This window comes from Peribacillus sp. B2I2 (assembly GCF_041261685.1).
In the GTDB taxonomy this organism is placed as follows: domain Bacteria; phylum Bacillota; class Bacilli; order Bacillales; family DSM-1321; genus Peribacillus.
Genome location: NZ_JBGCCB010000001.1, coordinates 3,962,131 through 3,974,539, shown reverse-complemented (window position 1 = coordinate 3,974,539; position 12,409 = coordinate 3,962,131). Strand labels below are relative to the sequence as shown.

Below are 12,409 nucleotides of genomic sequence, written 5' to 3'. Positions count from 1 at the left end.
ATTTGGCATAAGCCGATACATGTCTTGCCCCTTCATTTTTCTTGGCTTTTAGGCAAGGTTTGAGCCTGCATATTTACTCTTTTTTTGGACATCCTACCACTGAAGCAAAATATTAGCATCGTTTCTAGCAACAATGGTATACTGTCTTTAGTTATTTGAGTAATTTTGAGGAGGAAATATATATGGCTATTGTAAATGCAACTGACCAAACTTTCACAACAGATACTAGCGAAGGTGTAGTTCTTGTAGATTTTTGGGCACCATGGTGCGGACCTTGTAAAATGATCGCTCCTGTTCTTCAAGAGCTTGATACTGAAATTGGCGATACAGCGAAAATCGTAAAAGTGGATGTAGATGAAAACCAAGAAACAGCTGGGAAATTCGGTGTGATGAGCATCCCGACATTAATCGTCCTTAAAGACGGTGAAGTGGTGGATAAAGTTGTTGGTTTCCAACCTAAAGAAGCACTTGCTGAACTTATTTCAAAACACTCGTAATAGTAAGTTAGCTAAAAAAAGCTTCAAGTCTGCGGACTTGAAGCTTTTTTCGCTATCTTGATATATAATAATTGTAAAATGGGAGAACAGGAGGCTGAATGCATGAACCAACAAATAAAGAATAAACTTGCCCTTCTTCCCGATCAACCTGGTTGTTATTTAATGAAAGATCGTCAGGGAACGATCATATATGTAGGCAAAGCGAAAGTGTTGAAAAATCGTGTCCGTTCTTATTTCACGGGTTCTCATGATGGAAAAACATTTCGGCTTGTGAATGAGATAGAGGATTTTGAATACATCGTCACCTCTTCCAATATCGAGGCCCTTATTTTAGAGCTGAACTTAATCAAAAAACATGATCCAAAATATAATGTCATGCTTAAGGATGATAAGACGTACCCTTTCATCAAGCTGACGGCGGAACGTCATCCACGTCTAATCATTACGCGAAAAGTAAAAAAAGATAAAGGGAAATACTTCGGACCATATCCAAATGCTTTTGCAGCTAACGAAACGAAAAAGTTGCTCGATCGCATCTATCCCCTTAGAAAATGCAATACCTTACCTGATCGCGTTTGTCTTTATTATCACCTTGGCCAGTGCCTGGCCCCATGTGTTTATGATGTTGAGGAACAGGAATATAAGAAAATGGTGGATGATATCAACCGCTTCTTGAACGGTGGACATACTGAGATAAAAAAAGAACTGACTGAAAAAATGCTGGAGGCATCAGAAAATCTCGATTTCGAGAGGGCCAAAGAGTTCCGTGACAAAATTGCCCACATCGATATTACGATGGAGAAGCAGAAAATGATGACGACCGATTTCATCGACAGGGATGTATTTGGGTTTGCCTATGATAAAGGCTGGATGTGTGTTCAGGTATTTTTTGTCCGACAGGGTAAATTGATAGAAAGAGATGTTTCACTTTTTCCTGTCTATGATGAACCGGAACAGGAACTTCTTACATTCCTCGGTCAGTTTTACGAGATTACCAACCACTTTAAACCAAAGGAAATCTTGCTGCCTGAGTCAGTGGATGCTGAAATGGCCGAAGGGCTCCTTGGTGTCAAAACGATTCACCCGAAACGGGGATCGAAAAAAGACATGCTTAAATTGGCGAATAAAAATGCCTCCATCGCCCTTCAGGAAAAATTCTCCTTGATTGAACGGGATGAAGAAAGAACCATCAATGCGGTAGAAAACCTCGGGACCCAATTAGGCATCTACACCCCGCACCGAATTGAAGCTTTCGATAACTCCAATATTCAGGGAAGTGACCCTGTTTCCGCTTTAGTCGTGTTCATTGATGGGAAACCGGAAAAAAGGGAGTACCGTAAATATAAGATCAAGACGGTCCAGGGACCTGATGATTATGAATCGATGCGTGAAGTAGTCAGAAGAAGGTATTCACGAGTATTGAAAGAAGGGCTGCCGCTTCCGGACTTAATCATCATCGATGGTGGAAAGGGCCATGTGGAAGCCGTTCGGGATATATTGGAGAATGAATTGGGCCTTGATATTCCACTATCAGGTCTCATTAAGGATGAAAAGCATAGGACCTCGCAGTTGATGATTGGAAATCCGCTTGAACTCGTACCACTTGATTCACGTAGCCAGGAATTTTACCTTTTGCAAAGAATTCAGGATGAGGTGCATCGGTTCGCGATTACGTTTCATCGTCAGCTACGCGGGAAAAATGCGGTACACTCCCAGCTAGATGATATTCCAGGTGTCGGGGAAAAGCGAAGGAAGCAATTGTTGAGGCATTTTGGGTCATTGAAGAAAATCAAAGAGGCAACGGCCGAGGAAATTATGGAAGCGGGCATGCCAAAAGGGGTAGCCGAGGGAATCGTAAGAAAATTACAAGAATAATCTTGCTACCGACTATTCCCTATGCTATGATTAAAATGAATTTTTAACTAGACAACTTAAAAGTGCTGATAGAGGTGCGGAATTCAAGAGTAAAAACCTGGAGAAGTATGAGCTTCCATGAAAGGTTTTGAAAGGGGATGACGCCGAAGGAAGACAAGACTCATACCTTGTTTTTCTGGTCTGACATTTAATAAATGGCGGATTGTCAGGGTTAATACCCTGGAGAGCTATCTCACTGTGTTTACAGTATTAGATATGTGATCACAGCAATGAGATATTTCTCATTGCTTTTTTTATTGCCTAAAAAGGTAGAGAGGGTGCATTAGGATGGCATTAATCGTTCAAAAATTCGGCGGAACATCCGTCGGAAGCGTAGAAAAAATCAAAAATGTTGCCAATCGGGTAATCGAGGAAGTGGAGAATGGAAATGGTGTGGTAGTCGTTGTTTCAGCTATGGGGAAAACCACAGATCAATTGGTTTCCATGGCCCAAGATATTTCCGGAACCCCGAGCAAGAGGGAAATGGATATGCTATTGACGACGGGGGAACAGATCACGATATCCCTGTTAACGATGGCATTGATTGAAAAAGGACATGAAGCCATTTCGTACACAGGCTGGCAGGCAGGCATGCAAACGGAATCCGTTCATGGGAATGCCAGGATTTTAAACATCGATTCTACAAGGATTCAAGCCCAACTCCAGGAAAAGAAAATTGTGGTCGTAGCCGGTTTCCAGGGGAGCGATGCAAATGGGGAAATCACTACCTTAGGGCGGGGTGGTTCCGATACGACGGCGGTTGCCATCGCTGCAGCGCTGAATGCGGATAGATGCGATATTTATACGGATGTAACGGGTGTTTTCACTACGGATCCACGCTACATAAAAGGTGCGCGAAAACTTCAATCCATTTCTTACGATGAGATGCTGGAACTTGCAAACCTGGGGGCGGGCGTCCTACATCCAAGGGCTGTCGAATATGCAAAGAATTATCAAATCCCGCTTGAAGTCCGTTCAAGCATGGAGAGAGAATCAGGAACGATCATAGAGGAGGAAGCAACTATGGAAGAAAACTTAATTGTACGCGGCATTGCTTTTGAAGACAGTATTACTAGGGTCACAATTTATGGTTTGCCACAATCACTTGGTGCATTATCCACAATTTTCACGACACTTGCGAAAAACCGGATTAATGTGGACATCATCATTCAAAGCATGACTGCCGAGGATACGACCAATCTATCATTTTCCACAAAAAGTGAAGATACGGAAGCGGCATTGATCGTGCTGGAAAACAATAAAGAACGATTGGCATTCGACCGAATCGAAACGGAGGGTGGGTTGGCCAAAGTGTCCATCGTCGGATCTGGTATGGTATCCAATCCAGGAGTGGCTGCCGAGATGTTTGAAGTGATGGCCAATACAGGCATCCAAGTGAAAATGGTCAGCACATCGGAAATTAAAGTCTCGACTGTCGTCAATGAAAAGGAAATGGTGAAGGCTGTCGAATCTCTTCATGAAGCATTTAAACTTGGGCAGCATGCAAATGTGCTAGCTTGAGTGTAAGGAGTCCAATAAAAAAACAGACTTCCGGTAAAAAGGGTAAGTCTGTTTTAAGGGCTTATTAGATTGGATCTCTGGGATCCCATTGGATGGTGAATATCACTTTTTTTGCGCGGCGTTTGATTTCTTCCGTTGATTCGCTGAGGAATTTTTTTTGCAGTGTAAACTGCTCGGCAAGGAAACCGGCTTCAAGTTGGAAGTGACAATCAGGGTGTAAATCCAGGCGGCGGCTGATTATTTCACCCGTCAGGGATAATTCCATCTCGGTTTTTGAATACTTCATGATTTCCAGATTGCCCCATCCAGCGCTCTGGAAAAATTCAATCACTTCCTGATCGCCATTCAATGGGAATTTTCTTGCTAACTGTTTACCTGCCCAATAGAGGATTTGATTAGAGTCTTTTCCGAGAATATCGTTCAATAGAACTTCTCTGATTAATTCGTATCCGAAAGCTGGAACTTGGAATTCTTCAGTTTGAATTTCTTCAGCTTGAATCTCTTCTTCTATCGCAGCAGCAATATTTTTTTTCATAGTTTATCGCCTCTTTCTGTAAATCTATTATAAACGTATTTCTTTTGCAAATTATACTGTTTTTTATTTATTTAAATAACAATTGGAAAAAAATGAGAAATTATACCGAGATATTAATAGTTAAATTTGAAATTTCTTCAAAATATCATCTTGACAAACAAAAAATAGCCAATTTAATCCAATAAAATCTATTCTGAAAAAGAGATTTCTTGTATCCGTTTTCTTGACGCACATAGAAGTCAGGAGTAAAATGGACATGTCACATAATTGTAAAGGAAGTATAGAGGAGTTTTTTGACTCTATACTGTATTTTCACGCGGAGATAAAAGGTAGCCACCAGTTTATCTTTGCATGATTTTTCACAAATTAAGGGGGGGCACTTAGTGGCAAAAAATCGTGAGTTTGGGAATCGCAGGCTTCATTCACTTCTAGGAGTAATTCCAATTGGTCTATTCCTAATTTTTCATTTATCGGTAAACTTTATGGCAACAAAAGGAGAAGAAACTTTTAATGGGGCAGTTCATTTAATTGAGTATACGCCCGTGAAGATTTTGGTAGAATGGGTCGTCATCTATCTACCGCTCATTTTCCATGCTGTGTACGGAATTTATATTGCCTTTACAGCAAAAAACAATTTAGGCAGATTTAGTTTCTTCCGTAACTGGATGTTCATGCTGCAACGTCTAACTGGAATCATAACGTTGATTTTCCTTGTTTGGCATATATGGGCAACTAGAATTCAAGCAGCCATGGGTGCTGAAGTTAACTTTGACATGATGGCTGAAATTTTCTCTAGTCCATTTATGATTGTGTTCTATATTGTTGGTATTATCTCGGCAATTTTCCACTTTGCTAATGGATTATGGTCATTTGCAGTGAGCTGGGGTCTTACAGTTTCACCTAAATCGCAAAAAATCATGACTTACTTTACATTGATCGTTTTCGTTCTTCTTTCTTATATCGGAATTAGCGCAATTTTCGCTTTCGTATAAGAAGATAGAGTTCATTTATAAGTATTAGGAAAAACATAGCTTGGCTAATGGAAATAAGGGAGTGACAGAATTGGGTAAAGGTAAAATAGTTATCGTTGGTGGAGGTCTAGCTGGATTAATGGCTACGATCAAAGCAGCAGAGCTGGGACAACAGGTTGATTTATTTTCTTTAGTGCCTGTTAAACGCTCTCACTCAGTTTGTGCCCAAGGCGGAATCAATGGGGCAGTAAATACAAAAGGTGAAGGGGATTCTCCATATATCCACTTCGACGATACAGTTTATGGCGGAGATTTCTTGGCTAACCAACCGCCGGTTAAAGCGATGTGCGAAGCAGCACCATCTATCATCCATATGTTTGACCGTATGGGTGTTATGTTCAACCGTACTCCGGAAGGTCTTCTTGATTTCCGTCGTTTCGGTGGTACTCAACATAGCCGTACAGCATTTGCTGGTGCAACAACTGGTCAACAATTACTTTACGCATTGGACGAGCAGGTTCGCCGTTATGAAGTTGAAGGCCTTGTAACGAAATATGAAGGCTGGGAATTCCTTGGAGCTGTTATCGATGATGAACAAACAGCACGTGGTATCGTAGCTCAAAACCTGACTTCAATGGAAATCAAATCATTCCCTGGCGACGCAGTCATCATGGCGAGCGGTGGCCCTGGAATCATTTTCGGTAAATCAACTAACTCAATGATCAATACAGGCTCAGCAGCTTCCATCGTTTATCAACAAGGTGTAAATTATGCAAATGGTGAGTTCATTCAAATTCACCCGACTGCAATCCCTGGAGATGACAAACTTCGTCTAATGAGTGAATCCGCTCGTGGTGAAGGTGGACGTATCTGGACATATAAAGACGGAAAACCTTGGTATTTCCTTGAAGAAAAATACCCTGCTTATGGTAATCTAGTACCTCGTGATATCGCGACTCGTGAAATCTTCGACGTATGCATGAACATGAAGCTTGGCATTAATGGAGAAAACATGGTTTACCTGGATCTATCACATAAAGATCCTAAATTACTTGATATAAAACTTGGTGGAATCATTGAAATCTACGAGAAATTCATGGGTGAAGATCCACGTAAAGTTCCAATGAAAATTTTCCCTGCCGTTCACTATTCCATGGGCGGACTTTGGGTGGATTATGACCAAATGACTAACATCAAAGGTTTATTCGCTGCTGGTGAGTGTGATTACTCTCAACATGGCGGTAACCGTCTTGGTGCGAACTCACTTCTTTCTGCAATCTATGGTGGTTCAGTCGCTGGACCGAATGCCGTTAAATATATTGAAGGCCTTGATAAAACTTCAGAATCCATTTCTTCTTCGTTGTTTGAAGGGTACGAAAAACAAGAACAGGAAAAATGGAATGAAGTCATGTCCCTTGATGGTAACGAAAATGCGTACGTTCTTCACAAAGAACTTGGTGAGTGGATGACACAGCATGTTACTGTAGTTCGTTACAATGACAAGCTGAAAGAAACGGATAACAAGATTCTTGAACTGATGGAACGTTACAAGAAAATTAACATCAATGACACGGCAAAATGGAGTAACCAAGGAGCTGCATTCACTAGACAGCTGCAAAATATGATGCAATTGGCTCGTGTAATCACAATTGGTGCGTTAAACCGTGACGAAAGCCGCGGAGCGCATTACAAACCTGATTTCCCAGAACGTAATGATGAGGAATTCATGAAAACAACTATGGCAACATTCAAAGGCATGGATCAAGCACCTGAATTCCATTATGAAGATATTGATGTATCACTGATCGCACCGCGTAAACGTGATTACACAACGAAACACTAAAGAGGGGGAGCAAAAAAATGGTTGAAACTAAATCTGAGACTAAAACAGTCCGTTTTATAATCACTCGTCAAGATACACCGGATTCAGCTCCTTATGATGAGGAATTCGAATTAGCGTATCGCCCGAATATGAACGTAATTTCCGCTCTAATGGAAATTCGTCGTAATCCGGTAACTGTACAAGGCAAGCACACTACAGCAATCGCATGGGACATGAACTGTCTTGAAGAGGTTTGTGGTGCTTGTTCAATGGTTATCAATGGTAAACCAAGACAATCATGTACAGCTCTTATCGATCAATTGGAGCAACCGGTTCGTCTAGCTCCAATGCGTACATTCCCTGTTGTTCGTGACCTACAAGTCGATCGCAGCCGTATGTTCGACTCATTGAAAAAGGTAAAAGCATGGATTCCAATCGATGGAACGTACAATCTTGGACCAGGACCGCGTATGCCAGAAAAGAAACGTCAATGGGCTTACGAGTTATCAAAATGTATGACTTGCGGTGTTTGTTTGGAGGCTTGCCCGAACGTAAACAGCAATTCAGACTTCATGGGGCCCACAACCATTATCACAAGTTCGTTTATTCAACGCACATCCAACGGGTGCAATGAACAAAGCTGAACGTTTAAATACAATCATGGGTGATGGAGGACTTGCAAACTGCGGTAACTCACAAAACTGTGTGCAGTCTTGCCCTAAAGGCATTCCATTAACAACTTCGATTGCAGCATTGAACCGTGATACTACGATCCAACAATTCCGTAACTTCTTCGGAAGCGACGAAGTTTAATAATGAAAAAGAAAGAACCCGTATCTTAGGATATGGGTTCTTTTTGTTTTACATTCGTAGAGAATGGCAAGTCCTTAAAAGATTGATAATTTGCATGCACCCTGAAAAACCGGGATCGAAGTGTGATTGGTTTGGGCAAATGAGTTTCTTGTAACCCAACATCTTCACGCAAAGGCTGAAGGATTTGATTAATAAAGTGAGCAACAAGCAAATTAACCTGCCTTCAATAGAAAATCCTTTTCAATATCGTTGTTTTCTTATAAAATGAGTGAATAGTCATTCAATTCAGAAAGGGTGTGCACAAGATGGGCAGGATATCATATATCGATAATATAACGGAGTGGATCAATGATTTTTCTTTTAAACATGAGATTAAGGTCCGTTTTTCAGAAACTGATATGTTTGGGCACTTGAATAACACGATTCCTTTTACTTATTTTGAGGAAGCTCGGATTGAGTATTTCAACAGTATGGGGTTCATGAAGGATTGGACCTCGGCTGAATGCAGTGAGATGCCGGTTGTTGCCAATTTACAGTGTGATTACCTGAAGCAGGTGTTTTTCAATGACCAATTGACGATCCATGTGAAAGCTGACCATATCGGAAACTCTTCAGTAGACATACATTATATGGGAACCAAACAAGATGGTTCAATTTGTTTAACGGGTAGGGGAACGATTGTCCAAGTTTCCAAAGCCACCGGAAAGCCGATACCTTGGACGGAAGAGATGAAGCGATCGATGTGGCAAACAGAGCTCGAACATTCCTGAAAATATTTTCATTTTAGACAAGTAAAAGAGTCACTCCCTTGCCCCGGCCGACATACTATATCTTGACTAAATAGACACCCACTCCGGGTTTTATGCTGGTGAAGGCAAGGAGGGTAACATTACTTGAAGGAGAACGAATTCACTCATAAGCCACTACTCACCAAAAGAGAAAAAGAAGTATTTGAGTTACTAGTACAAGACAAAACAACAAAAGAAATCGCAGGTGAATTGTTTATTAGCGAAAAAACAGTTCGAAACCATATTTCGAATGCGATGCAGAAGCTTGGAGTCAAAGGACGTTCGCAGGCAGTCATAGAACTCCTTCGTATGGGAGAACTTAAGCTTTAATGTGTTGACATTTAATACGTAAGCCTTATAAATATTTTCTCTCCCGTTCATTGGCAGCATATAAGGAAGGCCAAAACAATTTGGTTGTTTTGACTTCTTTGGATGCTGCTTATTTTTATGAAGGGGGTTTCATTATGGATTCCGGATAATCATTCTTGAAAATCATTTCACTTTCATCCAAAATGGTAGTATGATAAGTTTCATGAAGTGGGGAGCTGTGTGTATGGATGAAGAGAAGCAGGTTGCATATGTAGCCGATATCGAGAGGGAATTGCGCTATGTATCGACATGGCTTAAGCAAAGGGGAAGAGAAATTCTCAAAGATTATAAAATCACCATTCCTCAATTCGTGGCTTTGCAATGGCTTTTTGAATCAGGCGACATGACGATTGGCGAATTGTCCACAAAGATGTTTCTCGCCTTCAGCACAACAACGGATCTGATTGACCGCATGGAGAAACATCAGCTTGTCCAGCGTGTCAAGGATGATAAGGACCGGCGCGTGGTTCGAATTCACCTTCTTGAAGAAGGTGAACGGATTATTGAAGAAGTGATTAATAAACGACAACAGTACTTGAGTGGGGTATTAGTCAATTTCAACGAATCTGACATCGTGTCCCTGCAAGGAATTCTAGCAAAACTACATCAAGAAATGAAAGAAAAATGAGGCGAGTTTTTTGAAACAACCGATAGGAATCATTGATTCAGGGGTAGGCGGCTTGACAGTAGCTAAAGAAGTCATGCGTCAGCTTCCAAATGAAAATATTATATACTTAGGTGATACAGCAAGATGCCCTTATGGGCCTAGGACCAAAAAAGATGTCCAAACCTTCACATGGCAAATGACGAGGTTTTTGATGAAGAAGGATATAAAAATGCTGATCATCGCCTGCAATACAGCGACTGCAGCTGTACTGGATGAAATCAGGGCATTACTTCCGATTCCGGTATTAGGTGTCATTCATCCTGGGGCAAGGGCGGCGTTGAAAGTTTCCAATTCCTTGCATATCGGCATTATTGGTACGGAAGGCACAGTGAAAAGCAAAGCGTATGACGATGCACTTGCCTCCATCAATTCCGATGTGAAAGTAGATAGTTTAGCATGCCCGAAATTTGTCCCTATCGTAGAAAGCGGCGAGTTTCAAGGGAAGATAGTCAATAGGGTCGTGGCACAAACCTTGAGTCCGTTGAAGAAAACGAAGATCGACACATTAATCCTTGGCTGTACCCATTATCCACTGCTGGGGCCTGTAATCTCGACCTATATGGGGGATGAAGTACAAGTCATTTCCTCTGGGGAAGAGACGGCCCGAGAGGCAAGTGTCATTTTGGATTACTATAAATTAATCAATAAAAGCAAGCTCCGTCCAGTTCATCGCTTTTATACAACCGGTTCAAGAGATATGTTCGGTTCCATCGCGGAGAGCTGGCTCGGTATTCATATCAATACAATCGAAACAATTAAAATTGATCACTTATAAGGCTTCCATATGGAAGCCTTTTTTCTGAAGGGAAAAAATGAAAAAGCCTACCGTTATATGTATATAGCTACAAGCCTGGATGGATATATCGCTAGGGAAGCTGGAAGCATAGATTGGCTTGAAGAGACAGAAGGGGAAGGGGGACAATGGGGTACGGCGATTTCTATAAAAATAGCGATACGGTGATTATTGGAAATAAGACATATCAACAGATTCATACATTGGCAGTAAGGCCTGCTATGTCTTTTCAAGAAGTGCGAAAGGGAAAGAAGAACATGTGGAGTTTGTGATTGGAGATGTGGGTGATTTCATTGGAAAACTGAAAGGCGGATCAAGGATCTGGCTTGTAGGCGGTGCGGAGTTAGTGTCTGATTTCATGAAGAAATCGCTGGTGGATGAAGTGATCCTGTCCATCATACCGATTATCCTGGGGAATGGGATTCGTTTGTTCCAAGCAGGAAGTCCCGAAATCCAAATGAAGCTGACAAAGATGCAGCAGTACAGGCAAATTGCCCAGCTCCATTATCGGAGTGAAAAATAATTGGTCTATTTTCGCTTAGGGCTCGTATAAATAGGAGTACAAACTGTCCTAGGAGTGATTTTATGTCCAATAAATCAAAAGTAACAATGGCTGTGACCATTCTGGCATCTTCTTTTTGGCTTTCAGGCTGCGGATTATTTGGCGGTGAAGAGAAAAAGGAAATTGATCCACCAAAGGATGTTTCATTAGTCGAGGATGAATCTTCATTAAAAGAAACAGAAACGAATGGTGAAGAAAAGCCTGCAACAGATGGAGAAGAAGGCGCTGTTGAGTCGAAAACTGTGAAGACAGAGTTATATTTAATTGATAAAAGTGGGTATGTGGTTCCACAGACATTGGAACTTCCTAAATCGGAGGCCGTAGCTAAACAGGCCCTTGATTACCTTGTCGCTAACGGACCAGTCACGGATAAACTTCCTAATGGATTCAGGGCCGTCATTCCTGCCGATACCCAAATAAGCGTGAACATTAAAGAAGGAGTGGCTGTTGCGGACTTTTCGCCGGAGTTCAAAAACTATCAAAAAGAGGATGAACTCAAAATCCTTCAAGCCATTACATGGACTCTGACACAATTCGACTCAGTCGATAAAATCCAAATGAGAATAAATGGGGAAGATATTTCCGAAATGCCGGTCAATGGCACACCGATAGATGAGAATATCTCAAGGTCTTCAGGAATCAATATCGATACGAGTGATGTGGTCGACATTTCGAATTCCAAAGCACTGACTGTTTATTATGTAGGCGGTGACGAGGAGTACACCTATTATGTTCCGGTGACACGCAGGATCAGCGAAACGGTGTCTGATAATGTAACGGCAGTCATACAGGAATTAACGAAGAGTCCTTCGGGTTCTAACCTGCAAACAGGGTTCATGAGTGATGTAGCTTTACTTGACGAGCCTAAAGTGGCAGAAGGTAAGGTCAGCCTCAATTTTAACGAAAATATCCTTGGAAGCTTTAAAGAGAAAAAGGTATCACAAGAAGTACTTGATGCATTGGTCCTTTCTTTAACGGAACAGAAAGGAATTGAAAGCGTTGAAGTACAAGTGCAGGGCAGCGCCGATGTTCTTAATGAAGAAGGAAAGAAATTATCCGAACCAGTGGTCCGTCCAGAGAAAGTCAACACAGGTAGTTTTTAAAGAGCGATATTATATATTGAAATAGCACAATGAGGCAGCCTGCAGCTGCCTCTT

13 protein-coding genes, 1 pseudogene and 1 riboswitch are annotated in these 12,409 nt (G+C 41.5%); of the genes and pseudogenes, 13 read left to right on the top strand and 1 reads right to left on the bottom strand.

What is annotated here, in order from left to right:
- The first annotated feature begins 155 nt into the window (after positions 1-155).
- The 3 genes from trxA (at position 156) to ABIE66_RS19640 (ending at position 3,932) form a co-directional block, all read left to right on the top strand.
- Entirely contained in the window at positions 156-497 is a 342-nt protein-coding gene (gene trxA, locus ABIE66_RS19650) for a thioredoxin (protein ID WP_370016002.1), read from the top strand.
- 102 nt (positions 498-599) lie between these two features.
- Positions 600-2,372, top strand: coding sequence for an excinuclease ABC subunit UvrC (gene uvrC, locus ABIE66_RS19645; RefSeq protein WP_289325957.1), 1,773 nt, complete (start codon positions 600-602; stop codon positions 2,370-2,372).
- Positions 2,373-2,433: 61 nt separating this feature from the next.
- Positions 2,434-2,610: riboswitch (Lysine riboswitch) on the top strand.
- Positions 2,611-2,699: 89 nt separating this feature from the next.
- Entirely contained in the window at positions 2,700-3,932 is a 1,233-nt protein-coding gene (locus ABIE66_RS19640; protein WP_370016001.1) for an aspartate kinase, read from the top strand.
- 64 nt (positions 3,933-3,996) lie between these two features.
- On the opposite strand, the gene ABIE66_RS19635 is transcribed toward ABIE66_RS19640, so the two are convergent.
- The gene (locus ABIE66_RS19635; protein ID WP_289325955.1) at positions 3,997-4,467 is read right to left on the bottom strand and encodes a YslB family protein; all 471 of its coding nucleotides are present in this window, start codon (positions 4,465-4,467) and stop codon (positions 3,997-3,999) included.
- A gap of 383 nt (positions 4,468-4,850) precedes the next feature.
- On the opposite strand from ABIE66_RS19635, the gene ABIE66_RS19630 reads away from it, so the two are divergent.
- The 10 genes and pseudogenes from ABIE66_RS19630 (at position 4,851) to ABIE66_RS19585 (ending at position 12,355) form a co-directional block, all read left to right on the top strand.
- Entirely contained in the window at positions 4,851-5,459 is a 609-nt protein-coding gene (locus ABIE66_RS19630; protein ID WP_289315432.1) for a succinate dehydrogenase cytochrome b558 subunit, read from the top strand.
- 70 nt (positions 5,460-5,529) lie between these two features.
- Complete coding sequence (gene sdhA / locus ABIE66_RS19625) at positions 5,530-7,281, top strand: succinate dehydrogenase flavoprotein subunit (protein ID WP_289315433.1); 1,752 nt, start codon at positions 5,530-5,532, stop codon at positions 7,279-7,281.
- Between the two features lie 17 nt (positions 7,282-7,298).
- A pseudogene (sdhB, locus tag ABIE66_RS19620) lies at positions 7,299-8,073 on the top strand (succinate dehydrogenase iron-sulfur subunit).
- Positions 8,074-8,378: 305 nt separating this feature from the next.
- Positions 8,379-8,843 (top strand): acyl-CoA thioesterase, encoded by a 465-nt coding sequence (locus tag ABIE66_RS19615; protein ID WP_289315435.1) that lies wholly within the window; start codon positions 8,379-8,381, stop codon positions 8,841-8,843.
- Positions 8,844-8,966: 123 nt separating this feature from the next.
- Complete coding sequence (locus ABIE66_RS19610; protein WP_028392149.1) at positions 8,967-9,191, top strand: helix-turn-helix domain-containing protein; 225 nt, start codon at positions 8,967-8,969, stop codon at positions 9,189-9,191.
- A gap of 190 nt (positions 9,192-9,381) precedes the next feature.
- Positions 9,382-9,858 carry a MarR family winged helix-turn-helix transcriptional regulator gene (locus ABIE66_RS19605; RefSeq protein WP_370016000.1) on the top strand — a complete coding sequence of 159 codons (477 nt, stop codon included), beginning with the start codon at positions 9,382-9,384 and terminating at the stop codon, positions 9,856-9,858.
- A gap of 10 nt (positions 9,859-9,868) precedes the next feature.
- Positions 9,869-10,672 carry a glutamate racemase gene (gene racE / locus ABIE66_RS19600; RefSeq protein ID WP_289315437.1) on the top strand — a complete coding sequence of 268 codons (804 nt, stop codon included), beginning with the start codon at positions 9,869-9,871 and terminating at the stop codon, positions 10,670-10,672.
- A 57-nt stretch (positions 10,673-10,729) separates the two neighbouring features.
- Positions 10,730-10,858 carry a hypothetical protein gene (locus ABIE66_RS19595; RefSeq protein ID WP_370015999.1) on the top strand — a complete coding sequence of 43 codons (129 nt, stop codon included), beginning with the start codon at positions 10,730-10,732 and terminating at the stop codon, positions 10,856-10,858.
- Between the two features lie 100 nt (positions 10,859-10,958).
- Entirely contained in the window at positions 10,959-11,213 is a 255-nt protein-coding gene (locus ABIE66_RS19590; protein ID WP_370015998.1) for a dihydrofolate reductase family protein, read from the top strand.
- Positions 11,214-11,275: 62 nt separating this feature from the next.
- Complete coding sequence (locus ABIE66_RS19585; RefSeq protein WP_289325953.1) at positions 11,276-12,355, top strand: GerMN domain-containing protein; 1,080 nt, start codon at positions 11,276-11,278, stop codon at positions 12,353-12,355.
- Positions 12,356-12,409 lie beyond the last annotated feature (54 nt).